This is a genomic window from Rhizobium sp. CB3090, assembly GCF_029714285.1.
Classification (GTDB): Bacteria; Pseudomonadota; Alphaproteobacteria; order Rhizobiales; family Rhizobiaceae; genus Rhizobium.
The window spans coordinates 1087036-1112530 of record NZ_CP121663.1; the positions used below are offsets into that span (position 1 = coordinate 1087036).

Here is a 25495-nt window from a genome sequence, read left to right on the forward strand (position 1 = left end):
GCCGGCTTGCCTTTTCGACCAATGCAACAATGGTTGCGAACGGCTTATGGACAGCCGCCGTGTCAAGCGTTTTCGACATTGGAATTCTCCACATAAATCTCAGTAAAGGCCCCGGCTTCGATCATCTCCGTGACCATGCCGGCAAGATCGAAGGCAGGATTGACGTTCAGCGCCGCTGCCGCTGCCGCCCCGAGGGCGCCGCCATCGGCAAGGCAGAGGAGGAATGCCGCGCCGCCCGGCTGCAGCAGGCGGACCACGACCTCAAGCTCCGGCCGCGTGATCAACGCATCCTCGGGAACGATATGCTCGATGCGTCGCACTGGCTCGGAGCCCCGGTTGGCGGCGAATATCGTCACGGCCGGGAACTCGGAGGAGAGAATTCTTGTGGCCGGATGGACGCGAAATCGAAGTGCGGGCAACTCCTCCGGCGCAACGCGCGCGAGATCATCCGCCGAGATGACCGGGCAATCGGCAGCATGGTAGGCGTCCAACCAGGCGCGCTCCAGGCGCGCGACATCGCCCAGCCAAGGCATCGACTGTGCATATTCGTAGGCATCGACAAAAGCGGGGAAGTCGCGGCCATATTCGAACAGAAGTGGCGAAGTTGGCGGCTTCTCGCGAATGTGGAAACGCGCCATCGCACGAAAGAAATCCGATCCCGTTATGCGCTGGGTCGCGGGAAAAATCGCAATCAGCGCCTCGATCAGACTCACGGTGACGTTGTTGCGGTAGACGTTATAGCGCTTGTCGGCGGCTTTCCCATGCGGGCCGACCACCGAAGCAGGCGTTTGCTGTTCAGGATCCAACAGCGGCTTGGAAAAGGCCGAAGCGAAGGACGGATGGCCGTGCCGGATGGATAGGACTTCAGCGGACCGCATGGGATTTTCCTGAACTCAGGGATTGCTGATCGAGGATCGCCTGCGCCGCAATCGCTTCGGCACGCAAGACCGGCCAATCGGGGATTTTGCTGTCCCATTCCACCAGCGAGGGAATTGGCCCGCATCGATCGATGACGATCTCGTAGAGACGCCAGACCGCGTCCGCGACAGGTCCGTCGTGACTGTCGATCAGCAGCAGCTCGCCTTCGTCATCCGTCTGCTCCGCGTGGCCCGCGAGGTGGATTTCGCCGACTTTCGGCAAGGGAAAATCGGCAAGATAGTCCAGGGCCGAATAGCCGTGGTTGGTGGCCGAAACAAAGACGTTGTTGACGTCTAGCAAAAGCCCGCAACCGGTCCGCCTTGCAATCTCGCCGATAAAATCCGTTTCGCTCATCGAAGATTCGGAAAACAGCACGTAGGTCGATGGGTTTTCCAGCAGAATGGGGCGTCCGATCACCGTCTGCATTTCGTCAATGTGATCGCAGACATGCGTGAGCGTAGCGCTTGTGTAAGGCAAGGGCAGCAGATCGTTCAGATAGGCGTTTTCATGGGTCGACCATGCTAGGTGTTCGGACACGAGGGCGGGCTCATATCTGATCACCAGCTCGCGAAACCGCCGGAGATGATCCTTGTTCAGCGGCTGCGGACCACCGAGCGACATGCAGACACCATGAAGCGAGATCGGGTGCTCCCGGCGGACAAGTTCGAGCGCGTGATGAGGAGGGCCACCGGCACCCATATAGTTCTCGGCATGGATTTCGAAAAAGCCTTGCGGTCCTTTTTCGGCAAGAATGGCGGACAGATGTTCCGGCTTGAAGCTCGTCCCGGCCAAGCCGTGAACGGGATAGGAGGGAAAGCGGAGATTGGCACCCGCTTCGACGACAGGAGCGACGGTTCGATTGTGGGCGTTCATCGTCTCTTCTCCGCTTTCCGATAGATGTTTCGATCAGAGATCGCGCTTGAGCGGCATCAGCGAACCGTGGCGGCCGCCGGGAATGTCGAGTGAGGCGCAGGTGCCGCCCTGAACAAACTTCCACGAGTTGCCCTGGAAATCGACGGTCGAGGTGCCTTGGCAGGTGGTTCCCGGGCCGGCGGCACAATCGTTTTGGCCCTTCAGAGCAACACCGTAGCACTTCTCCTTGTGAGCGGCGATGGCAGCACTGGCTTCAGCCTTCGTCAGCGGTGCGGCGGCGGCCATGGACGCAAGCGCCGTGGTAACCGCACCGGCGAGCAGAACAGAACTCACAGTAGCTTTCAACATGAACTATCTCCATTTGGGTTCGTTGACGCCCCTGTCTTTGGGGCACGTCAGGTATTCGTTCGGGAAGGGAGATTCGTTACAGCCGAGATCGTCACGAACGCGTGATTGGATTCATTGCCCCGAATTTTTGCCAGTGCGTCATTGCCAAACTGGAGAGGGAGAGCGAAGACTAGCCGTATGGCAATCGCAAATGGCAGGTTTCTTCTTCAAGGTCCGGAAAGCGCCGAGATCACCATTCTCCTCGCGCATGGCGCGGGCGCACCGATGGATTCCGCTTCGATGAACGCTGCCGCTGGGGTCTTGGCCGAACGCAATTTTCGTGTTGCTCGTTTTGAATTCGCTTACATGGCCGGCCGGCGCAGTTCCGGCTTGCGAAAACCTGCGCCCAAGGCGGAAACGCTGAAGGGCGAATATCTGGCGGCAGTCGCCGAGCTCAATGCCGCCGGCGCGCTCGTAATCGGTGGCAAATCGATGGGCGGCCGGGTGGCGAGCATGATTGCCGATGACCTATACGCAGCCGGCAAGATCGCCGGATTGCTCTGCCTGGGCTACCCCTTTCATCCACCGGAAAAACCCGAAAATCTGCGCACAGCGCACCTCGCCGAATTGAAGACTCCGACCTTGATCTGTCAGGGCACGCGAGATCCATTCGGCATGCGGGAGGAAGTGGCCCACTATGCACTGTCGGACGCCATCGAAATAGTTTGGCTCGAAGATGGCGATCATGACCTGAAACCGCGCAAGGCAATTTCGGGCCTGACGGCCGCCGACCACCTTAGGACGATGGCTGAGACGGTGCGAGCATGGAGTGCCCGCCTGGGAGATCGGCGAGCGGCCGGCTGAGCCTCTACAGCGCCGGCTGCGCCTTCACGATAAGCGGGCTATGCCGCCATCTCGCCCCTTATGCGGCGCTGAGCAACGGGTTGCATCGAAGCCGACTGCAGCTTGAACTGAGAGATGAGATCGCGAAGCTTGGCCGCTTCCTGAGCAAGGCTGGCGGATGCGGCCGTGGACTGTTCGACCATTGCCGCGTTCTGCTGCGTTGTCTGGTCCATGGAATTGACGGCAACGTTCACTTCGGCAAGCCCGGTCGACTGCTCCTTGGCGGAGATGGCGATTGCGTCCATATGTTGGCTGATGCCGGCAATTTGCCCGCTGATGGTCTTCAGAGCCTGGCCCGTATCAAGCACCAGCTTTACGCCGCTTTCGACCTCGGCTGAAGACTTCTGAATATGTCCTTTGATTTCCTTGGCGGCCTGAGCCGATCTTTGTGCGAGTTCACGCACTTCCTGGGCGACGACGGCAAAACCCTTGCCGGCTTCACCGGCGCGCGCGGCTTCGACGCCCGCGTTCAGCGCCAGGAGGTTGGTCTGGAAGGCGATTTCGTCGATGACGCCGATAATGCTGGAAATCTCTTCTGCGGAGGCCTCGATACGACGCATCGCTTCCTCGGCATGCGACACCACCTCGGCGGATTTTGCGGCGCTATGGTTCGCTTTGGTCGCCTCAGCACGAGCATCGTCGGTGCGCTTGTTCGAATTCGACACGTTGACCGTAATCTGATCGAGTGCCGCAGCCGTCTCTTCAAGCGATGCCGCCTGTTGTTCGGTTCGTCTGGAAAGATCATTGGCGCCCGATGCGATCTCTCTGGTGCCGTCGTCGATCGCCGTAATCGCCCTCGATATTGCGCCGAGCGTATCTCCGAGTTGTTTCACCGAGGCATTGAAATCGTGTCGAAGGCTCTCGAATTCGGGCGAGAAGGGAACATCGATCTGAAAGGCGAGATCGCCGGAGGCGAGCCTCTTCAACCCGGTACCGAGGTCCGATGTGACCGCGCGCAGGCGCGCACCGGCGTCCTCATCCGCCTGCTTTCGCGCCGCGATCCGGTCGGCTTCGGCTTCCAAGCGCGCTGCCTCTGCCTTCTGTTCGAGCTGCTTGTTTGAAATTGCGGCCTGGCGGAAGACTTCGACCGCCGATGCCATGGTTCCGATTTCATCCGAGCGACCGGCCCCTGCAGAGGTAATGTTGGTATCGCCACCGGCAAGTTTCTCCATATCGCTGGAGAGTGCCAGCATCGGCTTCGTGACCGTCATCCGGGTCAGCAGGTACAGGCCGGCCGCGAACAGCGCGGTTAACCCGAGGATCACGTTCAAAAGCGTGGTGACAAGAGCCTGTGTGTCGGCGCTGCGTTTTGCGATGTCTTCAGAGACCGCGTGAATCTGATCCCCGGCCTGTTCCATCGCTGTTTCCAACGCAGAAAACTGTTTCATGAATTCGGGCAGAGATTTCATGGCGGCGGACGGGTCTTTGCCTGCAAGGTCGACCATCTTCGTGGCGCTGTCGATATAGGTAAGAAGCGGCGACTCTACGCCGGCGAGCACGCGCTGCGTGGCCGCATCGGTTGCTAGCGCTTTATTGGCCGCGATCATCTCCCGGAACGACGCTTCGTGTTCTGCCAAATCCGCCTTCACAGCGTCAGCGGCCATGCCTGCGGCCGGGTTCGCCGCCAGAAGAGATGCAAGCACGTCCGCGCGAAGCGCGTCATGCATCATATCGGCCTGCATGTGATTGCGAAGCACTTGGGCGGAACGGGCAACTTCTGCATTGTTTCCGGACAGGGTGGATGTCGACCATATACCAACGCTCGTCGCACCGCCTGCCAACGCGAAAATTGCGACGCTTGCAATGATAATTTTATGCTGAATTGACGCCATAAGTGCCCCTCGCGGTAAAGACCGAACACGAGGATATACAAACAATGCTTAATTATTTCTCATTCGCCGATTTTGTTCTGTATTCTACTTATAGTAGAAACGTTAATACTGTCACTATCGCCAAATAATTTAAAGAATTAGCATAACTTCAAGTATAAATCATCCAGAACGCGGGATCACCGACAGGAAATTCATGGGAGATACGATCCTAAAACGGTTGCTCGATGATTCTGCGATCAACCAATCTGAGGCTGCGATCCGGTTGGATAATATAGGTTTCGAAAACATCATCTCCCCACCGGTCGGTGAAATGGTGGGGGACCTGGCTTCCAATCGGAGACTTCATGAGCTTCATCGTCGGCTGCCCCCCGTAGGTGATGCTTCCCGGAATTGGCTGTAGCGAAAAGCTGCCTGTGTGGGTGCTCGTCTGATCGCATGAGCAGGTAATCAGGCCGATGGCCGCGAGAAGGATAATGCGCCGCATAGCTGACTCCCGTGTTCAATCCTTTGCTGCAGACGACCGCAGAACAGCCGATCGACGCGATTGTTCCCCTCGATCTCCTTTGCCGCTCACAGGATGGAGGCATGGCCTAAACTCCATCCTATTACCCTCACAGCATGCTCGTTTTCGTCGCGTCAGCATCGACGCTGTATGTCGAGCCGGAATTGTGCCAATAGGTAAGCTGCGCACGCCATACCTTTGAGGCTACACGACGATGAAGAAAATCGGCTTCCTATCGTTCGGGCACTGGACGCCCTCGTCCCAATCGCAGACGCGATCGGCGTCCGACGCTCTTTTGCAATCTATCGACCTCGCCGTCGCGGCCGAGGAACTGGGCGCAGACGGAGCGTATTTTCGCGTGCATCATTTCGCCCGCCAGCTTGGTTCGCCGTTCCCGCTGCTGGCGGCCGTTGGCGCGAAGACCAGCCGTATCGAGATCGGGACGGCGGTCATCGACATGCGCTACGAGAACCCGCTCTATATGGCCGAGGATGCCGGTGCCGCCGACATCATCGCCGGCGGACGCCTGCAGCTCGGCATCAGCCGCGGCTCCCCCGAGCAGGTCATCGATGGATGGCGCCACTTCGGTTACGCGCCGGCCGAAGGCGAGACGGATTCTCAGATGGCCCGGCGCCACGCCGAAGTCCTGCTCGACGTGTTGCGCGGCGAAGGCTTTGCGCAGCCCAATCCGCGACCAATGTTCCCAAACCCGCCCGGCCTCCTGCGTATCGAGCCGCATTCGGAAGGTCTGCGCGACCGGATCTGGTGGGGCGCCAGCTCGAATGCCACCGCGACATGGGCGGCAAAGCTCGGGATGAATCTGCAGAGCTCCACGCTGAAGGATGACGAAACCGGGCTTCCGTTCCATGTCCAACAGGCCGACCAGATCAGAGTGTTTCGCGAGGCATGGAAGGCCGCCGGCCATAAGCGCGAGCCGCGGGTGTCGGTCAGCCGCAGCATTTTTGCACTGGTGGACGATCGCGACCGCGCCTATTTCGGATACGGCAATCAGAATGAAGACAAGATCGGCTTCATCGACGAGAAGACCCGGGCGATCTTCGGTCGCAGCTACGCTGCAGAGCCGGATGTACTCATCGAGCAGTTGGCAAAGGACGAGGCCATTGCCGAGGCCGATACGCTGCTCCTAACCGTTCCCAACCAGCTCGGCGTGGACTATAACGCCCATGTCATCGAAGCTATCCTGACTCACGTCGCGCCTGCCCTCGGCTGGCGCTGAAGCCGCTCGGGAAGGTATCAGTTTTCGGCAATTGATACTTGGGCGGCTTGCCACGCTCTTTAACGCGACGTTCGACTGAAGCCCTATATGGGAACCATGTCTCTCCTCAATCGTTGCTTAAATATGCAATTAAGGAGGATAGACACATGCGAAATACAATCATAGCATGCGCAATGGCGGCTCTCGTCATGGGTTCCGTTGCTGTGCCCGCATTCGCGGACGACCTCGTCATTGGCGGCCCCTCGTACGATGACGGCTACTATCACCACCGCGATCGAGCTGGCGTGATCATTAGCGATCGCGGCATTTCGGTCGGCAGGCTTCATCGCGATCGCTATTACGACCGCGACCGGTGCTATACCAAGACCATCACCCGCATGAATGAAGATGGCGACCGGATAACAAAGACGATCCGGCGTTGCGACTAACTCATGATTAAGGCCCGGCATTCCCTGCCGGGCCTCATTATCGGCTCGCGATGATATATCATCGCCTGCTAGTACAGAGCCGGGCAACCGGGTCGGTTGGCGAAGGCCATGCGGTCGGGCCCGCCGTCGTTCCAGCCGCGGACGATAATACGCCGTCCGTTCATCTGGATGGAATCGATGCGTCGGAAACCCTCTTCACGGGCGGATCGCATAAGCTCGCGCCGGCTGCAGCCGCTATCCCAGTCCCCCCGCGGGCGACCCCAGTCCTGATCTTGGCGGCGATCCCACCGCGGCGGGGGGCCGTTATCGTCGTCGTAATATTGCGCCATGGCGACCGAAGGCAGCAATTGCACTGCGGCCATTGCGACCAACCCAATGCAAGAAATTCCTGTGATACGTCCAAACATCTTTCGCTTCCTCCTATGTCGGCGATATGGGCGGGATCATAAAGCACTTACCTGAATGCCACCCGAACAAGCTATTCATGTAACCACTCTGATTCGCGGGGCATACCAGCCCCTTCATCCGGTGCCAAGCTGGACCGAGAGAAGCGACGTTCTATGCCGTTAATAAAGTTAAATAGCGCAGGCATTTGCGGAGAACAGTCGTATGTTGCCAGGTGAGGCGGCGCCTTGCGTCTTAAGACTCGTTCTTTGTACGCGTCAGAACGAAAAAATAATGCCGGCTGTCTCCTTCGACAGCCATGACGCCGAGAAGCCGGTCATCGTCAATTCTGCGGAAATGGTCGGTAATCGGCTGCCTGTCATAGACCATTGCCGCGCTCGTTTTGCCCCTGAAGGACATGGTCCTGAGAGAGGCGACCGGCCCCTTTGCCCGACACATTCTCCGTAGGTAAGAAAATAAGTTGCGTGCTGCATGCGTCCGTCCAAAGCGATGAAAGCGCAGAGCCAGCCTCAGAGGGATCATTCCTGGGTCAATGGCCACGAGCCGATGAGGTCCTACCGCAAACAGCAGAGCATCGGCTCTAAGATCAGTCGTGAAGCGCTTGCCATACCATCCGAGATTTTCCAAAACGCCGTCCAGCGGATGCCCGCAGGCCACTCCATGACCTTGCCACAAACCGGCTAGTTCGGTGACCGGTGTCACGCTTAGGCTGTCGAAGTAGTCAAAGGCTTCGGCCTGCGATCGGAAACTGCTCGGAATTTGCTTGGCGGTGTTTTCCACGTCGCTCAACTCGGAAACTTCATGATCGAATCAAGCTCCGAATCATCGCATCGAAAAGCGGCCGAATGCTGGTTCTTCGATACGTCTTGGAGACGCTACCCCAAAGCCTGACTCGCCAAACCATAAACAATCGGCCTTCCGCCACCTTGCTGAGCGTTGTCGTCCTGTAGCCAAGCGCGTCTCAGCGACATGCTCGTCACCGTATCGTAGACGGGCAGGCCCGATTGAGCCAGGAATTGCGGAAAGGCGCCGGCCTGCTGGCGGGTATCGATCCGCAGGAAGCTGCCGGCATGGTCGGCGACATGCGGCCGAATGACGGCAATTGCATCTTCGTCGCTCGTTGCGACGACCGGGCCGATCACATGACCGCGCCCGAAGCGGCGGCAAAGCGAATATGCGGCGATGCGGCCGTCTCGTATGAGCCCCAGACCTTTCGAGACATTTAGGAGGCGGGCAAGCACAGGCATGCGATCTGCGCCATAAGCAAGCATATCCAGCGCCGCAATTTCCGCAAGATCGGCCGGATCGAGCGCCCGCAGCCGGGTGCGCGGCGGCAGTGATACCTCGAGCGGAGAAACCGCTTCGCCGTTGCACTGATAGTCGAGCTTTTCCGCGCGGAAACCAAGTGATTGATAAAGCCGCTTGGCCGCGCGCGTGGCGTTGAGGCCGAGAGCGCGGGAACCGGTTTGCGCAAGTACATGCTCCATCATCCAGCGGCCGGTCCCCAGCATCTGCAATCTTGGAGAGGTGATGACCATGCCGATGGTGGTGAAATCGGGAGCAAAATCGAACCACATGGCGGAGCCGAGCACGCGGCCTATCGCATCGCGTGCCACGACGCCACGACCCATCTCGCGAACGATCTGCCAATCCTCGGCGCGATGCGGCCAGCCGACCGATAGGGAAAGTGCATGCAGAGCGTCGAGATCGGCACTTTCCATCTCGCTGAGGGTCAGTTCGAAGGAATCCAGCTGGATCGAACTGGATTTTGCCATGACTGTCTCGCCTCCCCACATGCGCGTTCCCGAACCAGCCGGAACGCTTGGCCTATCGTACGGGATGGGCTTTCACGTTTCCGGCAGCCGACCACCCCGCTTTGGTTGTAGCGGTGATTGCGCAACAGAATACGCTTGAGATCCCCGCGAATTCGAAAGATTCCACCAAAGCCGCCGGGCTTTCGGCAGGCAGGGGACAGGCCGCGGCTTATTCTGAATGAAGCTTTCCGCTTCCGGGTAGCTTCCCTCCACACCTCCAGAGGTCCATCGATGTCCCCTCCCGTCGGTCGCGTCACCAGCAACCAGGATGTCCCGAAATCCGCCGATGTTGTCATCCTTGGCGGCGGCATGGCCGGTGTCGCAGCCGCTTATGAACTCGCCCGGCGCGGAACCTCCGTCGTCCTCATCGAGAAAGGCGTGATCGCCGGCGAACAATCGAGCCGCAACTGGGGTTGGTGTCGCCAGCAGAACCGTGATCCAAGGGAACTGCCACTCGCACAGCTTGCCCTGCACAGATGGGATAATCTCAATGCGGAGCTCGGCGAAGAAACCGGCTTTCGCCGCAGCGGCCTTGTCTATGCCACGACGCGCAAGACCGACCTGAACGCCTGGGAGCGCTGGAGCCACGTCGGCAAGCAATTCGGCGTCGACACGCGAATGCTGACGGGAGCCGAATGTGCCACGATGCTTCCCGGCAACAGCCGTCATTGGAACGGCGGCGTCCATTCCCCGACCGATGGACGCGCCGAGCCTGAGCTTGCCGTGCCGGCATTGGCGCGCGGCTCTCAGCGGCTTGGCGCCGTCATAGTCCAGAATTGTGCCGCCCGTGAACTTGAAACGGAAGCGGGGCGGATCAGCGGCGTCGTCACGGAAAAGGGTGCAATCCGCGCCTCGGCCGTTCTGGTTGCCGGCGGCGCCTGGAGCGGCATGTTCCTCAGGCATCACGGAATTCGCTTCCTGCAGGCATGCGTCAAATCTACGTCGTTTTATACCGTTGCTGCGCCGGTTGTGACCGACGGCGGGATCGCGATGGAGGACGTGACGATCCGGCGCCGGCTGGATGGCGGCTATACCGTTGGCTTGAGCGGTCTCGGTCAGTTGCAGATCACGCCTTACGGCCTGCTGCAAGCACGCGATTTCTGGCGCACGTTTCAGACGAGGCGGAAGGGCCTGACCTTTGCCCTCGGCCGTCAATTTATCGATGGGCCGGAAGCCATCGCCCGCTGGAAAGCAGACGGCATTTCTCCCTTCGAGCGCCTCCGCACGCTCGATCCGCTGCCGGATGTTCATCTTGTCAAGCGCGGCATTGCCCGGCTTGTAACGACCTATCCCGAGCTTGCAGGTATCCGCCCCGCCGAGTGCTGGGGCGGCATGGTGGATTCCACCCCGGATGCCATACCGGTGATCTCTTCGATCGCTTCGCGGCCTGGCCTATTCGTGTCCTCGGGCTTCAGCGGTCACGGCTTCGGGATCGGCCCCGCCGCCGGTATGCTGGCCGCCGATCTCATTCGCGGTGAAAAGCCCTGCGTCGATCCCGCGCCCTATCGGTATGAGCGCATGATCGACGGTACCGATCTCGGAAAGCCGGGGATGCTGTGATGATTGCGATGACAGCGGAACAGATCCTCGAAAAGCTGGTCGGATTTCCCTCCGTGGTCGGTACGCCAAACCATGAGATCGTCGGCTGGATCGCCGATTATCTGGAGCGGATCGGCGCAAAGGTGACCGTCCTTGCCGGACCCGAAGGAGACCGGTCCAACCTGTTTGCGACCGTCGGCCCGGCCGACCAGCCCGGCTATCTGCTTTCAGGGCACATGGACGTGGTCGCAGCTATCGAACCCGGATGGACAAGCGACCCCTTTCGCTTGCAACGCAACGGCACGCAGCTCGCCGGCCGCGGCACGAGCGACATGAAGGGCTTTCTCGCCTGCGCGCTTGCTGCGCTGCCGGCCATTGCCGCACGCCCACTCGCCCGACCCTTGCATCTTGCTTTTTCCTATGACGAGGAAGCCGGCTGCCGCGGGGTTCCGTATCTCATCGCACGGCTTCCCGATCTCTGCGCGAAGCCGGAGGGATGCATCATCGGCGAGCCGAGCGGCATGCGTGCTGTCCGCGCCCACAAGGGCAAAGCGGCGGCAAGGGTCATGCTCCGTGGACGAGCCGGCCATTCGTCGCGGCCGGATCTCGGCCTAAATGCCATCCATGCAATGGCGGATATTCTCGGTGAAGCAGTCATGACCGCCAAGCGTCTGACCGAAGGACCGTTCGACAACAATTTCCAGCCGCCCTATTCCTCGCTGCAGATCGGTACCATCCATGGCGGGCAGGCCGTCAATATCATTCCTGAGGAGTGTACGGCCGAGCTGGAGGCCCGCGCAATTGCCGGCGTCGATCCCACCGCGTTGCTTACCGAGATCGAGAGCCGGTTAGCTGCCTTGAAGGCACGGGGCTTTGCGACGCATTGGGAGATCATGAGTAGCTATCCTGCGCTTTCCCTTGCCGCCGAAGCGCCGCTTGCCCTACTGATGGAGGAACTGACGGAGCAAACACCGCTCGCCGCCGTCAGCTACGGCACGGAAGCAGGCCTTTATCAGGCGGCTGGAATGGAGGCGATCATCTGCGGTCCGGGTGATATCGGGAGGGCTCACAAAGCCAACGAATTTATCGAGGATGGCGAATTGTTCGCTTGTGTCAGGATGATTGAAGCGCTGGGAGATCGTCTTGCCCAATAATGGCGAGGAAAAGCGTGTCCAAACGCAAAAATGGATCGATATGCGGTCGACAGACGTCATTTCAATCCGTCCTGCCGTGGAAATCTCAGCAGGATGTTTTGAATTAAGCGCGAGGAATCTATGGCTTTTCTATTCAATTCCGATGCCGAGCGGGCGAGAATCTTTGCCGCGGCTTTCGCGCGCGAGCTGCCTTCCCTCCCCTTCGTCACGGATTCGACTAGCGTCGATCCCGCAGCGGTCAAATATCTGCTGACCTGGACGGCGCCGGCCGATCTCGACCGCTATCGCAATCTCGAAATCCTGTTTTCGATCGGCGCAGGCGTCGACCAGTTCTCGCTTGCCGCGCTGCCTGAGAAGGTCAAACTGGTCCGCATGGTCGAGGACGGGATTATCAGGATGATGCAGGAATATGTGACGCTCGGCGTTCTGGCGCTGCATCGCGATCTGCCCGGCTATATCGAGCAGCAAAGGGCAGGCCAATGGGCCGCCCGCCCGGTTCGCCAAGCCGCCGACCGGCGTATCGGCATACTCGGCCTCGGCAATCTAGGCCTTGCCGTTATCGAGCGGCTCCGCCCCTTCGGCTTTCCGCTTCGCGGGTGGAGTCGCTCGCCTCGCAGCATCGAGGGCGTCGCTTGCTATAGCGGAACGGATCAGTTGCTGGAGTTTTTGGCAGGCGTCGATATCCTCGTCTGCCTCTTGCCGCTGACGCCCGAGACACGGGGTATCCTCAATGCCGATCTCTTCAAGGCTCTGCCGCAAGGAGCCTGCCTTGTACATGCCGGCCGCGGTCAGCAGCTCGACGCGGAGGCTCTCATCGAAGCTCTCGACAGCGGGCATATGGGCGGCGCCATCCTCGACGTCACCGAACCGGAGCCGCTACCGACCGAACATGTGCTCTGGCGCCATCCCAAGATCGTGCTGACGCCGCATATTGCCAGCATCACGCAGCCCGAGACGGCTGCAAACGCCGTCATCGCCAATATCCGCCGCCACCAGGCGGGGCTTGCCCCGATCGGCCTTGTCGACCGCAGCCGCGGCTACTGACCATCATGAGGAAAGGAACCCTATGTCTCTGTTGAAAACCATCGACCCGAAGCCGGCATTCGAGCCGAAACACTCCAAGGCGATGCCGGACCGTCTGATCTCCGGAGATCCGTCCTTCAAGACCTGGGCCCAGGACAGCGCGCGAGACGGGATGATCAACACCGGCGTGTGGGAGGCGACCCCGGGCGAAAGCCGTTCGATCAAGGGCGAGACGTTCGAATTCTGCCACATCCTTCAGGGCGTCATTGAACTGACTGAAGAGGGTGGCACACCCGTCACCTATCGCGCCGGCGACAGCTTCGTCATGAAACCGGGATTCAAAGGTGTTTGGCGGACGATCGAGACCGTCCGCAAGATCTATGTGACCGTCAGCCCATGACAAGCCTCATCGACCTGCCCGTCTTCGAGGCCCAACATGAGGGCTATACGCTGAGCACCGATCGCGGTCGGCTCGATGTCGATCGGATCCATCGCTATCTCGCGGAAGAATCCTATTGGGCACGCGGCCTTGATCGCGCTCTGCTCGAACGGGCGCTCGCCGGTTCGCTGCCGGTCGCGATCTATGCGACAAATGGCGATTTGGCCACTTTTGCACGCGTCGTCACGGATCTAGCCGTCTTTGCCTATCTTCGCGATGTCTTCACTTTGCCGGAGCATCGGGGTCGGGGCCTGGCGACATTTCTTGCGACGGCGATCCGCGCCCATCCCGAGCTGAAAACAGTGAGCACCTGGATGCTGGCGACGCGCGATGCTCATGCGGTCTACGCAAGAGCCGGCTTCACGCCGGTCCCGCATCCGGATTACTACATGACCATCCGGAAATCCGCCAAAAATCCATAACCACCGGTTATGGATTGCGCTGCTCTTGTTACTGGCGACCGTGGCGTTCCCCCGCCATTGTGCACGCACCAGCACGAGGAAAACAGCACATGGGCTATCGCATCGGGGTCGACGTCGGCGGATCCTTCACCGATTTTGCGGTGTTTGATGAGGCCAGCGGCCGCATCTCCACCCTCAAGGTCTTCTCCCGGCCGGATGAGCCGGGAGCGGAAATCACAGCGGGTCTTTCGACGCTCAAGACCCGCGACGGGCTCGATCCTGCAGAGGTCGATTATTTCACCCATGGCACGACGGTCGGCGTCAACACGGTCATCCAACGCAACGGCCATGAGCTCGCGCTGTTCACCACACGGAATTTTGAGGACGTGCTGCAGATCGCGCGCCTGAAAATCCCGCAGATCCACAATCTCTATTCGGTGCGCCCGGAGCCGCTGATTGGACGCGACCGCGTGTTCGGCATCGACGAGCGAACCGCTGCTACGGGCGACATACTGGGCACTCCGCGCGAGGATGATGTCGAGAAGGCCGTCCGTGCCGCCGAACGGGCCGGTTGCAAGGGTATCGTCATCGCCTTCCTCAACGCCTATCGCAATCCGGCCAACGAACTTGCCGTCAAGGCGATGATCGAAAGGTTAGCTCCCGGCCTGCCGGTCTTCTCCTCCGCGCAGACCTGGCCGATCATCCGCGAATATGAGCGCACCATCACGGCCGTCATCAGCGGCTATGTGCAGCCGCGCGTCTCCCGCTATCTCGACCGCTTCGAAAGCGTGCTCAGACAGGAAGGGCTCGCCTGCCCTCTGCTGATCACGAAGAGCAATGGCGGCGTGATGGGCATCGACCAGGCGAGAAACGATTGCGTGCAGATGATTCTTTCCGGCACGGCCTCCGGGGTGATCGGAGCCGGCTATCTCGCCAAGGCCAACGGTTTCGACCGCATCCTGAGCCTCGATATCGGCGGCACCAGCGCTGATGTCGCCGTCATTGTCGACGGTCTGCCGCAATATGGTGTCGGCGAGCTGATCGGCGACTTCCAGATTCACATTCCTTCGGTATCGGTGAGCTCCGTCGGACAGGGCGGCGGTTCCATAGCCTGGGTGGATGCCTTCGGCATGCTGCAGGTTGGCCCGGACAGCGCCGGTTCGACGCCGGGTCCTGCCTGCTACGGGCGCGGCGGCATGAAGCCGACGGTCACCGACGCGGTCGCAGCCTGCAATCTCATCGGCCACATGCCGCTCGGTTATGGCGCCGTCGAAGTCGATCGTGCCGCGGCACGTGCGGCGATTGCTCCGCTTGCATCTGCGCTTGGCAGCACGATCGAAGCGACGGCAAACGACATCCTCAACATCTCGGTCTCGGGCATGTATGCCGAGGTCAGCGGCCTGGTTTCCCGCTTCGGGATAGACCCGCGGGAGTTTCATCTTTTCGCCTTCGGCGGCGCCGGCGCCATGCTGGCCTGCTTCCTGGCCCGCGAACTGGACATGAAAGGTGTCGTAGTGCCGCCCACTCCCGGCGTCGTCTCGGCGCTCGGGGGCCTGATCGCCGATCTGAAGAACGACTTCATCCGTACCGTCTATTGCGACGTGACACCGGAGGCGATGGCAAATGTTGCCGCGCCATACCGGGAACTGAAAGCCGAAGCCGAGCATTGGCTACGGCAAAAACAGGGCTTCACCGGGTCTGCCTCCATCCAGGCCTTTGCCGATATGCGCTATCTGGGCCAATCTTACGAGATCGAAGTCGCACTTCAGGGCGATTGGCTCGAAGAGATCGATGCCGATGCCATCGTCAATGCCTTCCACGCCGAACATGAGCGGCTTTTCGGCCATGCCGCATCGGATTCGCCGGTGCAGATGATTAATCTTCGCCTGACCATATCGGGTGCGACGCCGAAACCGTATCTTTCCGAACTCAGCCCGGCATACGAACCTGCCCAGCCGCGCTTTTCGGTCGAAGCCTGGTTCGACGGACGCCTAGCCACGACTGCGGTCTATCACCGCAGCGATTTGCGGGCGGGACATCGGCTGACGGGCCCGGCGATTGTTGCCCAGGACGATACGACCACAGTGGTACCGCCGGATTTCGCCGTCGATGTCGACAGGTTCGGCAATCTCGTCATCACCCGCATGGAGGCCTGACATGGCGATCGATCGCAGAAATCTGAAAGTGCTCGCCAACTTCTGTGCAGCCGCCGCCGATGCCATGGCCTTCACGCTGATGCGCACGGCGCATTCCGCCTTCGTCAAGGAAACGGAGGACTTTTCCTGCCAGGTGGTGACGCGTGAAGGGCTTGCCTTCGCAAGCCCGCGACAATTCGGAGCCCCCTGGTATAGCGGCATCGACTACCGCCCGCTCCTCGACATGTTCGACGACTATGCCGAAGGCGACATCTGCATCACCAACGATCCCTATAGCGGCTTCGTCGCGACCCATTCTCCCGATATCCATATCTGGAAACCGGTATTCCATGGCGATGAGATTGCCTGTTTCGTAGTCGGCCATATCCACAATACCGATGTGGGCGGCGCCGTGCCCGCCTCGCTGTCGCGCTCGCTCACCGAAATCGAGCAGGAAGGTCTGCGTATTCCGCCGGTCAAGCTCGTCGCGAACGGCGTGCTGAACGATTTCGTGCTGCGCACGATCCGCGCCAATGTCCGCCTGCCGGATCAGAACATCGGCGATCTCAACGCCCAGATCGCCTCTGTCAATATCGGCGAGCGCAAGTTGAAGGAGATCATTGCGCGCTTCGGCTTTGAGGATTTCATCAATGGTGTCGGCCAGATCCTCGATTATGCCGAGGAACAGACGCGCGCCATTCTCAGGCGCATACCGGATGGCGACTATTTCTTCGCGGACTACGCCGATGAGGATTCCGTCGGCGGCAAGCCCTGCCGTGTGGCGCTGACGCTGCGCATCCGCGGCGACGAGATCGAACTCGACTATACCGGCAGCGATCCGCAATTGGGGTCGTCTCTCAACATGCCGACCGGCGGGCGCGAACGCCATCCGCTGGTGATGGTGGGCTTGACCTATGTCTTGTACACGCTCGACAATTCCCTGCTGCTCAATGCCGGAACGCTGCGGCCGGCGCGCGCGGTGCTTCCCGAAGGGAGTATCGTCAATTGTCAACGTCCCGCCGCTGTCGGCATGCGCTCGCTGACCTGCGCCATGACCCAGATCGTAACGGTTGGCGCCTTTGCGAAGGCGCTTCCGGAGTTGATGCCGGCTGCATCTCCCGGCGGCAATGCCATCATGAACATCAAGACCAGCGATAGGAACGGCCGGCCGGTCATGGCCTCGATCGGCCCTGTCGGCGGCGGCGGCGGAGGAACGCCGATGGGCGATGGAAGCGACGGTGCCGGCGGCGCCACGGGTTTCCTGCGCAACACGCCGATCGAGATCAGCGAGGCGGAAGTGCCGATCCGTTTTCTGCGTTACGGATTGGAGGCCGATACCGGCGCGCCGGGTCGTTATCGCGGCGGCTTGTCGGCAGTGATGGAGTTCCAGGTCTCGGCGCCGGAGACCGTGGTGACGGCCCGCAACCGCAATCGCTCGGTCATGCCCTCCTGGGGGCTCGCAGGCGGCCATGCCGGCACGATTTCGCGCTTCATCCGCAATCCCGGTAGAGAGGACGAAATTTCGCTTGGGAATACGGATATCGTGCACTGCAGTCCCGGCGATGTGATCCGCGTCATTGGCCCTGGAGCCGGCGGCTACGGCAATCCTTTCGAGCGGCCGGTCGAAACCGTCATCCGAGATATACGGTGCGGCGCTGTCTCGATGGAAAGCGCACGACGCGACTATGGCGTGGCGATGTCGGATGGCGTGGTGGACCACGAAACGACGGCGGCCTTGCGGGTCGAGCGATCACCAAAGACCGATCCCATCACCTATGCCGCTGAGCGGATCGCCTTCGAATCGGTGTGGACGGAGGGCCGCTACGATCTGCTGACGGCCTTCCTTGCCGGCGTGCCGGTCGGCTGGCGTTTCTTTCTGAAGCACAGGATCTTCGATGCGGTCGCGTCCCACTCAAACAGGTCGGACGGTGGCATGGCCGAGCAAATGCGCGCCATCTTCGCCGACATACGCGAACGCTACGGCGTTTGACAGTCAGAGCCGAATGGTTATGACTTCCATAACCTGAAGGCGGACCTCATGAATGCACGCCAGCTAGAAATCTTCCGGGCGATCATGCGCGACGGCACGCTGACCGCTGCAGCGAATTCGCTCGGGATCTCGCAGCCGGCGGCCAGCAAGTTTCTCCACCATCTGGAAAGTCAGCTCGGCTATCCGCTGTTCGATCGCATCGGCGGACGGCTCGTACCGACCATGGAGGCAAATCTGCTGTTTGCGGATGCCGACCGGGTATTTCGCGAAATCGAAGCGCTGAAATCGCTGGCGCGGGATATCGGCGCGCAGAAGATCGGACTGTTGCGGCTCGGTATCAGCCTGGCAGTCACCTATTCGGTGCTTCCGAAGGCGCTCTTGCACTTTCGCGCGAAGCATCCGGAAGTGAAGGTTCATCTCCATGCGCTGCCGAAACGCGAGATCGCCGAGGCTCTGCTTCTCGGCGACATCGACCTCTCCATCACCTTGTCGGTGATCGAAGCCCCGACCGTTCGTAGCGAAATCCTCAGCGATGTTCCCATCGTGGCGGTGATGCGGGCCGATGATCCTCTGGCGTCAAAGGAAAGGATCGGCCCTTCGGATCTCGACGGTATGCCGCTGATCTCCTACGGCGCCCATGCGGAAATAGGTGCTGCAATGGACGCGGCTTTCGCAAGCTGCGGCCGTCAGCGCGAGGTTGCCATTCAGATTGCCTCCTCCGTCGGCGCGGTACCGTTGGTGCGTGAGGGCCTCGGCATCGCCCTGGTCGACGGGCTTGTTGCCTGGCACGGCTTCGAGGGCCTGGTTGCCCGCCCGTTCGAACCGCACATCGCTATGCAGATGGTAGCAGCCACCAACGACGCTCGCCCCGCCTCCCGATTTGTGCGGCCGTTTCTCGCGACGTTGCGTGATGTTCTCTGAGGCGCCGAATCTTGCGCTGAAACACCGGGGGCAAACGGGATATTCCGTCGCGACAGCAAAAGCACTCAATCGAAACTGCCAGGGTGCAGCCGATAGACTTGCCCTACCCGGCGGTAAGGAGCAGCCATGACCCTTAGTTTCGATCCAGATTCGCTCGACCTCCCAAGCGGACATTTCATCGATGGTCGTTATATCGCCGCCGGCGGCGGCATGACCATGCGCCGACCCTCTGACGGCGTTGCCTTCGCGGAATGTCCGGTTGCCGGAAAGGATCTGGTCGATCGGGCCGTCGAGGCCGCAAACCGGGCTCTCAAGACGAGCGGCTGGTCGTCGCTCCGGCCCCGTGAGCGAACGAAGGCGCTGGTTCGCTGGGCCGACCTCATGGAAGAAGAGGCTGTGACGCTTGCACGTCTGGAAGCCGTCTCCTCTACCCGCCCGATCGGACAGCTCATCGCCGGCGACATCGCCATCACCGCCGAACAGATCCGCTTCTTCGCAGAATTCGCCGATAAGGAAGGCAGCGATCTGGTGCCGACTGATGAGCACAGCCTCGGCATGATCATGAGCGAACCCTATGGAGTCGTCGGCGCGATCACGCCCTGGAACTTCCCGATTTCCATGGCGGGTTGGAAACTGGGCCCCGCATTGGCAGCGGGCAATGCCGTGGTGCTGAAACCCTCCGAAATGACGCCGTTCTCTACGCTGTACATGGCGGAGCTGTCGGTTCGCGCCGGCATTCCCGCCGGCCTGATCAACATCGTTCTCGGCGACGGCCCGACCACCGGCGCGGCGATTACCGGCCATCCTGGCATCGGCAAGATCAGCTTCACCGGTTCCACATCGGCCGGCGCGGCGATCATGGAGAATATCGCCCGTAGCGGCGTCAAACCAATGACGCTGGAACTCGGCGGCAAAAGTCCGCAAGTCGTTTTTGCCGACGCCGATCTCGATCTCGCCGCCGAGGCGATTGCGCGCAATATTCTCGCCAATGCCGGCCAGGCCTGTGTGGCCGGGTCCCGGCTGATTGCCGAGCGCGCGATTGCCGAGCCTCTCAGCGAGGCGATCCTCAGACATATGCGTCAGATCAAACCAGGCCCGACCTGGGATGAGACCAGCCAATATTCGCCTATCATCTCGGAGCGCCAGATCGGGCGGATAGGCAGCATCGTTCAAGCCGCGATCGACGCCGGCGCGGAATGCCTGACGGGCGGTTCGCGGCTGGATCGAGCAGGCTATTTTTATGCCCCGACACTGCTTGCCGGAGTCGATCAGACCTCGCCGGCGGTCACCGAAGAAATTTTCGGGCCGGTGTTGACGCTGCAAACCTTCGAGACGGAGGAGGAAGCGCTCCAGCTTGCAGATCATCCGACCTATGGGCTTGCGGCAGGGCTTTTCACGCGCGATCTTTCCCGAGCTGTTCGCGTGACGCGTCGTCTCCAGGCCGGGACTGTCTGGGTCAACCGCTATGGACGTTCCCGCGACCATATTCTGCCGACCGGCGGCTATAAGAGTTCCGGCATCGGCAAGGATCTCGGCCGGGATGCCTATCTCGCCAATCGCCGCACCAAGTCCGTGCTGATCAACATCTGAGGAGCCGACATGAAGACCTATAGGATCGCTCTCATACCCGGCGACGGCATCGGCAAGGACGTCACCGCCGCTGCGTGGCAGGTACTGGAAAAAGTGGCTGGAAAGGCGGGCTTCAAGCTGCAGCCGACCAGCTTTCCCTGGTCCTGCGCCTACTACAAGGAAACGGGTGCGATGATGCCCCCCGACGGCATTGCGACCTTGCGCAAATTCGACGCCATCCTGCTCGGTGCGGTTGGCTGGCCAACCGAGGTGCCCGATTCCGTTTCGCTCCACGGCCTGCTTCTGCCGATCCGCAAGGCCTTCGAACAATATGCCAATATCCGGCCGCATAGGCTGCTGCCGGGCGTCGAAGGGCCGCTGAAGGCGCGCGACTTCGATATCCTCTGCATTCGCGAAAACACCGAGGGCGAATATTCCGGCGCCGGCGGACGGGTGCACCAGGGCACGGCAAACGAGGTCGCCGTCGAGACCTCGATCTTCACCAGGGCGGGCGTGGAACGCATCCTGCGCTTCGGCTTCGAACAGGCCCGTGCGCGCCGCGGAAAGCTCGCCTCCGTCACCAAGTCGAATGCGCAGAAATATTCCATGGTGTTCTGGGATGAGATCACCGCACGGCTTGCTGCCGAATATCCCGATGTCACCGTGACGAGCTATCACATCGATGCCATGGCGGCACGCATGGTCATGGCGCCGGAAAGCCTCGACGTTGTCGTCGCCTCCAATCTTTTCGGCGATATCCTGACCGACCTCGGGGCCGCCATCCAGGGCGGGCTCGGCTTTGCCGCTTCCGCCAATCTCAACCCGAACCGCACTGCGCCGTCAATGTTCGAACCCGTGCATGGTTCCGCGCCCGATATCGCCCATCTAGGTATCGCCAATCCAATCGCCGCGATCTGGTCAGCCGCCATGATGTTGGATCATCTCGGTGAAAAGACTGCTGCGGATGCGATTCTCCATGCTATTGCCGCAGCAACCGAGACCGGTATCGGCACGGTGCCCGGCAAGGACAAGACCGACACCATCACTGATGCCGTGCTGCACGCACTCGCCTGAACGACAAGGAAACGACGACAATGATCGACCTCAAGGACCAGAGCCTGTTTCGCCAGCAAGGCTTGATCGATGGACTCTGGCGCAATGCCGCTTCCAGCAAGACCGTCGACATCATCGATCCGGCGACTCAGATGGTAATGGGCACGGTTCCCGACATGGATGGAACGGAGACCCGCGCTGCCATCGAAGCGGCCCGTGCCGCCTTCCCGGCCTGGCGGGCAAAGACCCATGCCGAGCGGGCGCAACTGCTGGAAGCCTGGCATGATCTGATGATCGAACATTGTGACGATCTCGGGCTGATCCTGACGACCGAGCAGGGAAAACCACTAGCCGAAGCGCGCGGAGAAATCCGCTACGGCGCCTCCTTCGTCAAATGGTTTGCCGAGGAAGCCCGCCGCATCAACGGCACGACCATTCCGTCGCCGACCCGCGATCGGCGCATCGTGGTCCTCAAGGAACCGGTGGGCGTCTGCGGCATCATCACGCCCTGGAATTTCCCCAACGCGATGATCACCCGCAAGGTGGCGCCCGCACTCGCAGCCGGCTGCACAGTCGTCATCAAGCCATCCGACTTTACCCCCTATTCGGCGCTGGCGCTCGGCGTTTTGGCCGAACGGGCCGGCATTCCCGCCGGCGTCATCAACATCGTGACCGGCCTGCCGACCGAGATCGGCAACGAGCTGCTGCGCAACGAAACGGTCCGCAAGATTTCGTTCACCGGCTCGACCCGCGTCGGCGCGCTCCTGATGCGCGGCGCGGCTGACAACATCAAGCGGCTCAGCCTCGAACTCGGCGGCAACGCGCCTTTCATTGTCTTTGATGATGCTGATCTCGATCTCGCCGTCGAAGGCGCCATCGCCTCCAAATTCCGCAATGGCGGCCAGACCTGCGTCTGCTCCAACCGCATTCTGGTGCAGGACAAGGTCTACGATGCCTTTGCCGAGAAACTGGCGGCCCGCGTTTCCGCCATGAAGGTCGGTCCGGGCACACAGGCGGGCGTCGATATCGGCCCGATGATCAATGCCGCCGCCATCGAAAAGATCGAGCGCCATGTCACTGACGCCATCGAAAAAGGCGCGACGATCGTTGCGAAGGCTTCGAACCTGCCGGAAGGCCGGCAATATGCCGCTCCCATCGTCCTGTCGGGCGCAACAACGGACATGCTTCTTGCCAGCGAAGAAACCTTCGGACCAGTCGCACCGCTCTTCCGCTTCAAGACCGACGAGGAGGCGATCGCCATTGCCAACGGCACACCCTTCGGGCTCGCGGCTTATTTTTATACCGGAAGCCTCAAGCGCTCCTGGGCCGTCGGCGAAGCACTGGAATTCGGCATGGTGGGCCTGAACACCGGCGCGATCTCCACCGAAGTCGCGCCGTTCGGCGGCGTCAAGCAATCCGGACTTGGCCGTGAAGGGTCCCAACATGGTATCGAGGAATATCTCGAACTGAAGACCCTCCACATCGGCGGGCTCGCCTGAGCCTGCTAAAAAAGGGCGCGCCGAAAGGGGCGCCCTACCGACATGCAGCGCGGACATCTTGACGGCTTTCCTGCCCGACCGGGATTCACGCGGGCTTCATGAGAAGACCCGCAGCCAAGGCATGGAAGGTCTCGATAGCCTTTGGCAGCACCTGCTTCGGATCGTCGCTGGCTGCGACCCAAAGAGCGGCGTTGAGCGCAGCGCCGCTAAGAAGCCGAGCGGCCGCCTCCGCGTCGAGAGGCTTGAAAACCTCTTTGGCGATAAGACGCTCTACCGTCCGCTTGGTTTCCTGAAAGCAACTGCTCTGGCTGGGCCATTTTGACGGATCACCCAACACAGCAGGTCCGTCGAGCAGAACGATACGTTGAACTTCCGGAACCAGTGCCATCTCGATATAGGCGGCGCCTTCAGCAAGTAGCCCCTTCCAATCGTCACCCTCCCGTGCGGCGATCTCTTGGGCCTGCGATGCCATTTCCGAGTCGATCTGATCGACAACTGCCGCGAGAAGCCCGCGCTTGTCGCCGAAATTGTGGTAGAGCGCCCCGCGCGTCAGGCTGACCTCGGCTGTCAGCTCGTCCATCGAAGCAGCCGAATACCCTTTTTCAGCAAAGGCCTTTCGCGCCGCCGCGATCAGTTTGGCACGGTTCTCCTCCATCGTATCGATACGTCGTTTCGCCATCCTGCCCTCAATTTCATATACATTGCGTATGTGGACTTGACATACGGCGCGTATGTCGGCTATTTCACATACGTACCGTATATCAGATATGAAAGCGTGTGAAGCGGCTTACATTGCGCTCATCCACTGTCGCCACGACAAATGAAGAAAGGATCGAGAATGACCAAACGCGAGGCAATTTTCCCCGCCGGCAGGCATGCGCTATATGAGGAACACGGCTATTCGGCCGCCATTCGCTCCGGCGACCTCCTGTTCGTGTCAGGGCAAGTCGGCAGCCGTCCGGACGGAACACCGGAACCTGATTTAGGGCACCAGGTCCGCTTGGCGTTCGAAAATCTCAAGGCAACCCTCGAAGCGGCGGGGTGCACGTTCGATCATATCGTCGACATAACGACGTTCCACACAGATCCGGAAAACCAATTCGCAACAATCATGGCCGTCAAACAGGAGATTTTCAGCAGTCCGCCCTATCCGAACTGGACTGCAGTCGGCGTGAATTGGCTCGCCGGCTTCGACTTCGAGATCAAGGTCATCGCCCGTATCCCGTCGAAGGCATGATTTTCGAAAGCTTGGCTATTGGAACCGGTCGAGCGTCTTGTAGTACATGCCGACCAGCGGCAGGAACCAGGGCTTGCCGAAATGCCCCGGCACCGCCGGCCATTCGAGACTCTTGACCGGATTGCGGTCGGCCTTTCCCAAGATGGCATCGGCGATCATCATGCCCATATGCGTCGCCATCTGCGCGCCATGGCCGGAATAGCCCATCGCATACCAGAGGCCATCGACGTAGCCGGCCCGGGGGAACCGATCCTTCGTCATGTCGACCAAGCCGCCCCAGCAATAGTCGATCTCGATTTTGGCGAGATGCGGGAAGATTTCCGCTAGGCCGGCGCGCAGGATCTCGCCGCTCTTGGCGTCGGATTGCTGATCCGACGTCGCGGAAAACCGCGCTCGGCCGCCGAAGATCAGGCGATTGTCCGGCGAGAGCCGGAAATAATTGCCGATGTTGAGCGAGGTGACGCAGGTGCGATTGCCGGGCATGGTCGCGGCGATCTCCGCCTTGGTCAGCGGACGCGTGGCGATGATGAAGCTGCCGACGGGCACGATGCGGCGCCGGAAATAGCTGAAGATGCCGGGAGTATAGGCGCCGGTTGCCACAAAGACGTTGTCTGCCGAGAGCTTGCCGCGGGCAGTCGTCAATTCATGCCGGCTACCATTGACCTTCCTGTCGGTCACGGCGGCATTCTCGAAGATCACCGCGCCGCTACGCGCTGCGGCTTCTGCAAGACCGACGGCATAGCGTCCCATATGCATCATGGCGCTTTTCTTGGAGAGCATGGCGCCGTGAAAGGATGTCGATCCGATTTCTGACTTGAGATCGTCAGCGGTCAACAATGCCGTCTCCGGGTCTATCTCGCGATGGACCGCCTCGAAATTGCGGGCAATGCTGTCAAAATGTGCCGGTTTGGATGCAAGCTTCAGCTTACCCGCCCGGCGGAAATTGCAGTCTATCCCCTCTTCCGTGACGATCCGCTCGACAGTGTCGACGGCATCGTCGAAGGCGCGATAAAGCGCCTTCGCCCGCTCCACTCCCAGCTCTTCCTTCGCTGCGATGAAACTATGGGCGATGCCGTTGTTGAGATGACCGCCATTGCGACCGGACGCGCCGGAACCGACCGTGCCCGCCTCCAGCACGACCACCTTGGCGCCGGCCTTGGCGAGCTGGCGCGCCGCCCCCAGTCCGGTAAAGCCGCCGCCGATGACCGCGACATCATAATGACCTTCGAGGGGCGCGGCGCTCTGCTTTGCAAAGCGCGGGGCTGTGTCGTGCCAATAGGATTTGAACTGCATGGC

Annotated in this window: 25 protein-coding genes; 15 read left to right on the plus strand and 10 right to left on the minus strand. The window is 60.7% G+C overall.

What is annotated here, in order from left to right:
• Positions 1-62: 62 nt before the first annotated feature.
• The 3 genes from QA646_RS23740 to QA646_RS23750 are packed head-to-tail and all read right to left on the minus strand — an operon-like array spanning position 63 to position 2139.
• Positions 63-878 (minus strand): DNA-binding domain-containing protein, encoded by an 816-nt coding sequence (locus tag QA646_RS23740; RefSeq protein WP_283059194.1) that lies wholly within the window; start codon positions 876-878, stop codon positions 63-65.
• Positions 865-1791: a DUF692 domain-containing protein gene (locus QA646_RS23745; RefSeq protein ID WP_283059195.1), complete on the minus strand. Its 927-nt coding sequence runs from the start codon at positions 1789-1791 to the stop codon at positions 865-867. The genes QA646_RS23740 and QA646_RS23745 overlap by 14 nt, the downstream gene beginning before the upstream one ends.
• Positions 1792-1824: 33 nt before the next feature.
• Positions 1825-2139, minus strand: a complete 315-nt coding sequence (locus tag QA646_RS23750) for a DUF2282 domain-containing protein (protein WP_104826442.1) — start codon at positions 2137-2139, stop codon at positions 1825-1827.
• 177 nt (positions 2140-2316) lie between these two features.
• Between QA646_RS23750 and QA646_RS23755 the strand changes: the two genes are divergently transcribed.
• Positions 2317-2982, plus strand: a complete 666-nt coding sequence (locus tag QA646_RS23755; RefSeq protein WP_283059196.1) for an alpha/beta family hydrolase — start codon at positions 2317-2319, stop codon at positions 2980-2982.
• Positions 2983-3020: 38 nt separating this feature from the next.
• On the opposite strand, the gene QA646_RS23760 is transcribed toward QA646_RS23755, so the two are convergent.
• Positions 3021-4853: a methyl-accepting chemotaxis protein gene (locus tag QA646_RS23760; protein WP_283059197.1), complete on the minus strand. Its 1833-nt coding sequence runs from the start codon at positions 4851-4853 to the stop codon at positions 3021-3023.
• Positions 4854-5061: 208 nt separating this feature from the next.
• Positions 5062-5337, minus strand: a complete 276-nt coding sequence (locus QA646_RS23765; RefSeq protein WP_283059198.1) for a hypothetical protein — start codon at positions 5335-5337, stop codon at positions 5062-5064.
• A gap of 232 nt (positions 5338-5569) precedes the next feature.
• On the opposite strand from QA646_RS23765, the gene QA646_RS23770 reads away from it, so the two are divergent.
• Both QA646_RS23770 and QA646_RS23775 read left to right on the plus strand, forming a co-directional pair.
• Entirely contained in the window at positions 5570-6592 is a 1023-nt protein-coding gene (locus QA646_RS23770) for an LLM class flavin-dependent oxidoreductase (RefSeq protein WP_283059199.1), read from the plus strand.
• Between the two features lie 146 nt (positions 6593-6738).
• Complete coding sequence (locus tag QA646_RS23775; protein WP_283059200.1) at positions 6739-7020, plus strand: hypothetical protein; 282 nt, start codon at positions 6739-6741, stop codon at positions 7018-7020.
• Positions 7021-7088: 68 nt separating this feature from the next.
• Here QA646_RS23775 and QA646_RS23780 read toward each other — a convergent pair whose 3' ends face one another.
• The 3 genes from QA646_RS23780 to QA646_RS23790 form a co-directional block, all read right to left on the minus strand.
• A complete protein-coding gene (locus tag QA646_RS23780; RefSeq protein ID WP_283059201.1) occupies positions 7089-7427 on the minus strand; it encodes a hypothetical protein in 339 nt (112 codons plus the stop codon).
• A 232-nt stretch (positions 7428-7659) separates the two neighbouring features.
• Entirely contained in the window at positions 7660-8214 is a 555-nt protein-coding gene (locus QA646_RS23785) for a DUF4334 domain-containing protein (RefSeq protein ID WP_283059202.1), read from the minus strand.
• Positions 8215-8300: 86 nt separating this feature from the next.
• On the minus strand, positions 8301-9200 hold the full coding sequence (locus tag QA646_RS23790; protein WP_283059203.1) for a GNAT family N-acetyltransferase: 900 nt from the start codon (positions 9198-9200) through the stop codon (positions 8301-8303).
• A 270-nt stretch (positions 9201-9470) separates the two neighbouring features.
• Here QA646_RS23790 and QA646_RS23795 point away from each other — a divergent pair, with 270 nt between their 5' ends.
• The 11 genes from QA646_RS23795 to QA646_RS23845 all read left to right on the plus strand — a co-directional run bounded on the left by QA646_RS23795 (position 9471) and on the right by QA646_RS23845 (position 22962).
• Complete coding sequence (locus QA646_RS23795) at positions 9471-10799, plus strand: FAD-binding oxidoreductase (protein WP_283059204.1); 1329 nt, start codon at positions 9471-9473, stop codon at positions 10797-10799.
• An 8-nt stretch (positions 10800-10807) separates the two neighbouring features.
• Positions 10808-11932: an acetylornithine deacetylase gene (gene argE, locus QA646_RS23800; RefSeq protein ID WP_283060549.1), complete on the plus strand. Its 1125-nt coding sequence runs from the start codon at positions 10808-10810 to the stop codon at positions 11930-11932.
• A gap of 120 nt (positions 11933-12052) precedes the next feature.
• A complete protein-coding gene (locus tag QA646_RS23805) occupies positions 12053-12976 on the plus strand; it encodes a glyoxylate/hydroxypyruvate reductase A (protein ID WP_283059205.1) in 924 nt (307 codons plus the stop codon).
• Positions 12977-12998: 22 nt separating this feature from the next.
• A complete protein-coding gene (locus QA646_RS23810) occupies positions 12999-13355 on the plus strand; it encodes a cupin domain-containing protein (protein WP_283059206.1) in 357 nt (118 codons plus the stop codon).
• Positions 13352-13816, plus strand: coding sequence for a GNAT family N-acetyltransferase (locus QA646_RS23815; protein WP_283059207.1), 465 nt, complete (start codon positions 13352-13354; stop codon positions 13814-13816). Before QA646_RS23810 ends, QA646_RS23815 begins: the two co-directional genes overlap by 4 nt.
• Positions 13817-13905: 89 nt before the next feature.
• Entirely contained in the window at positions 13906-15951 is a 2046-nt protein-coding gene (locus QA646_RS23820) for a hydantoinase/oxoprolinase family protein (RefSeq protein ID WP_283059208.1), read from the plus strand.
• Between the two features lies 1 nt (position 15952).
• On the plus strand, positions 15953-17920 hold the full coding sequence (locus QA646_RS23825; RefSeq protein WP_283059209.1) for a hydantoinase B/oxoprolinase family protein: 1968 nt from the start codon (positions 15953-15955) through the stop codon (positions 17918-17920).
• 48 nt (positions 17921-17968) lie between these two features.
• Positions 17969-18841 carry a LysR family transcriptional regulator gene (locus QA646_RS23830; RefSeq protein WP_283059210.1) on the plus strand — a complete coding sequence of 291 codons (873 nt, stop codon included), beginning with the start codon at positions 17969-17971 and terminating at the stop codon, positions 18839-18841.
• 126 nt (positions 18842-18967) lie between these two features.
• Complete coding sequence (locus QA646_RS23835; RefSeq protein WP_283059211.1) at positions 18968-20431, plus strand: aldehyde dehydrogenase family protein; 1464 nt, start codon at positions 18968-18970, stop codon at positions 20429-20431.
• Positions 20432-20440: 9 nt separating this feature from the next.
• The gene (locus tag QA646_RS23840) at positions 20441-21484 is read left to right on the plus strand and encodes a tartrate dehydrogenase (protein WP_283059212.1); all 1044 of its coding nucleotides are present in this window, start codon (positions 20441-20443) and stop codon (positions 21482-21484) included.
• A 20-nt stretch (positions 21485-21504) separates the two neighbouring features.
• On the plus strand, positions 21505-22962 hold the full coding sequence (locus QA646_RS23845) for an NAD-dependent succinate-semialdehyde dehydrogenase (protein WP_283059213.1): 1458 nt from the start codon (positions 21505-21507) through the stop codon (positions 22960-22962).
• Between the two features lie 85 nt (positions 22963-23047).
• On the opposite strand, the gene QA646_RS23850 is transcribed toward QA646_RS23845, so the two are convergent.
• Positions 23048-23641, minus strand: a complete 594-nt coding sequence (locus QA646_RS23850; RefSeq protein ID WP_283059214.1) for a TetR/AcrR family transcriptional regulator — start codon at positions 23639-23641, stop codon at positions 23048-23050.
• A 159-nt stretch (positions 23642-23800) separates the two neighbouring features.
• On the opposite strand from QA646_RS23850, the gene QA646_RS23855 reads away from it, so the two are divergent.
• Positions 23801-24199, plus strand: coding sequence for a RidA family protein (locus tag QA646_RS23855; RefSeq protein ID WP_283059215.1), 399 nt, complete (start codon positions 23801-23803; stop codon positions 24197-24199).
• 15 nt (positions 24200-24214) lie between these two features.
• Here QA646_RS23855 and QA646_RS23860 read toward each other — a convergent pair whose 3' ends face one another.
• Positions 24215-25492 carry an FAD-binding oxidoreductase gene (locus tag QA646_RS23860; RefSeq protein ID WP_283059216.1) on the minus strand — a complete coding sequence of 426 codons (1278 nt, stop codon included), beginning with the start codon at positions 25490-25492 and terminating at the stop codon, positions 24215-24217.
• Positions 25493-25495 lie beyond the last annotated feature (3 nt).

Bases quoted from the DNA above. Each gene is read 5' to 3' on its own strand.
- QA646_RS23740 (WP_283059194.1), bottom strand. From the start codon at position 878: ATGCGGTCCGCTGAAGTCCTATCCATCCGGCACGGCCATCCGTCCTTC.
- QA646_RS23745 (WP_283059195.1), bottom strand. From the start codon at position 1,791: ATGAACGCCCACAATCGAACCGTCGCTCCTGTCGTCGAAGCGGGTGCC.
- QA646_RS23750 (WP_104826442.1), bottom strand. From the start codon at position 2,139: ATGTTGAAAGCTACTGTGAGTTCTGTTCTGCTCGCCGGTGCGGTTACC.
- QA646_RS23755 (WP_283059196.1), top strand. From the start codon at position 2,317: ATGGCAATCGCAAATGGCAGGTTTCTTCTTCAAGGTCCGGAAAGCGCC.
- QA646_RS23760 (WP_283059197.1), bottom strand. From the start codon at position 4,853: ATGGCGTCAATTCAGCATAAAATTATCATTGCAAGCGTCGCAATTTTC.
- QA646_RS23765 (WP_283059198.1), bottom strand. From the start codon at position 5,337: ATGCGGCGCATTATCCTTCTCGCGGCCATCGGCCTGATTACCTGCTCA.
- QA646_RS23770 (WP_283059199.1), top strand. From the start codon at position 5,570: ATGAAGAAAATCGGCTTCCTATCGTTCGGGCACTGGACGCCCTCGTCC.
- QA646_RS23775 (WP_283059200.1), top strand. From the start codon at position 6,739: ATGCGAAATACAATCATAGCATGCGCAATGGCGGCTCTCGTCATGGGT.
- QA646_RS23780 (WP_283059201.1), bottom strand. From the start codon at position 7,427: ATGTTTGGACGTATCACAGGAATTTCTTGCATTGGGTTGGTCGCAATG.
- QA646_RS23790 (WP_283059203.1), bottom strand. From the start codon at position 9,200: ATGGCAAAATCCAGTTCGATCCAGCTGGATTCCTTCGAACTGACCCTC.
- QA646_RS23795 (WP_283059204.1), top strand. From the start codon at position 9,471: ATGTCCCCTCCCGTCGGTCGCGTCACCAGCAACCAGGATGTCCCGAAA.
- argE (WP_283060549.1), top strand. From the start codon at position 10,808: ATGACAGCGGAACAGATCCTCGAAAAGCTGGTCGGATTTCCCTCCGTG.
- QA646_RS23805 (WP_283059205.1), top strand. From the start codon at position 12,053: ATGGCTTTTCTATTCAATTCCGATGCCGAGCGGGCGAGAATCTTTGCC.
- QA646_RS23810 (WP_283059206.1), top strand. From the start codon at position 12,999: ATGTCTCTGTTGAAAACCATCGACCCGAAGCCGGCATTCGAGCCGAAA.
- QA646_RS23815 (WP_283059207.1), top strand. From the start codon at position 13,352: ATGACAAGCCTCATCGACCTGCCCGTCTTCGAGGCCCAACATGAGGGC.
- QA646_RS23820 (WP_283059208.1), top strand. From the start codon at position 13,906: ATGGGCTATCGCATCGGGGTCGACGTCGGCGGATCCTTCACCGATTTT.
- QA646_RS23825 (WP_283059209.1), top strand. From the start codon at position 15,953: ATGGCGATCGATCGCAGAAATCTGAAAGTGCTCGCCAACTTCTGTGCA.
- QA646_RS23830 (WP_283059210.1), top strand. From the start codon at position 17,969: ATGAATGCACGCCAGCTAGAAATCTTCCGGGCGATCATGCGCGACGGC.
- QA646_RS23835 (WP_283059211.1), top strand. From the start codon at position 18,968: ATGACCCTTAGTTTCGATCCAGATTCGCTCGACCTCCCAAGCGGACAT.
- QA646_RS23840 (WP_283059212.1), top strand. From the start codon at position 20,441: ATGAAGACCTATAGGATCGCTCTCATACCCGGCGACGGCATCGGCAAG.
- QA646_RS23845 (WP_283059213.1), top strand. From the start codon at position 21,505: ATGATCGACCTCAAGGACCAGAGCCTGTTTCGCCAGCAAGGCTTGATC.
- QA646_RS23850 (WP_283059214.1), bottom strand. From the start codon at position 23,641: ATGGCGAAACGACGTATCGATACGATGGAGGAGAACCGTGCCAAACTG.
- QA646_RS23855 (WP_283059215.1), top strand. From the start codon at position 23,801: ATGACCAAACGCGAGGCAATTTTCCCCGCCGGCAGGCATGCGCTATAT.
- QA646_RS23860 (WP_283059216.1), bottom strand. From the start codon at position 25,492: ATGCAGTTCAAATCCTATTGGCACGACACAGCCCCGCGCTTTGCAAAG.